Annotated in this window: 1 tRNA gene and 1 rRNA gene; both read right to left on the bottom strand. The window is 47.6% G+C overall.

Annotation, left to right across the window (positions count from 1 at the left end):
• Positions 1-192 precede the first annotated feature (192 nt).
• Positions 193-268: transfer RNA gene (locus ACB042_RS20075), tRNA-Glu, on the bottom strand.
• 210 nt (positions 269-478) lie between these two features.
• A 16S ribosomal RNA gene (locus ACB042_RS20080) occupies positions 479-576 on the bottom strand; the annotation flags it as partial.

Here is a 576-nt window from a genome sequence, read left to right on the forward strand (position 1 = left end):
GTACAACAAGGACCAAATAAAATTTGGTTTTCGCCAAGAAGTTTCCAAAGCACTTGTAACAAATGTTTGAGAACTACTTTTTAAATCAGCTTTCCAGATTGTTAAAGAGCATGTTTGCAACGGTCAGTGACCGAAGAAAACAGACATAAACATGACTGCTTATGTCTGCATTCTTGTTAGCAAGAAGAGAAGTGGCGTCCCCTAGGGGATTCGAACCCCTGTTACCGCCGTGAAAGGGCGGTGTCCTAGGCCTCTAGACGAAGGGGACCCCGAGTCTGCTTTGCAGTGCTTGCGCACTGAGACAACAGGTAGCAGTCAACTGCTATTCACACCCCGTTATCCGGCAGAAGAGGTTTTCTCTCATCCATCCCGAGGGCTGGACAACAGAAGCTGATGCATCTCTGCACCAGGTCTTTGCTCTAACTACTTTGAATCAAGGCAATCTGTGTGAACACTCAACAACTTCGACATCTTAAGGTAAGGAGGTGATCCAACCCCAGGTTCCCCTAGGGTTACCTTGTTACGACTTCACCCCAGTCATGAATCACACCGTGGTAAACGCCCTCCCGAAGGTTA

Source organism: Aeromonas sp. S13(2024) (assembly GCF_041402405.1).
In the GTDB taxonomy this organism is placed as follows: Bacteria; Pseudomonadota; Gammaproteobacteria; order Enterobacterales; family Aeromonadaceae; genus Aeromonas; species Aeromonas veronii.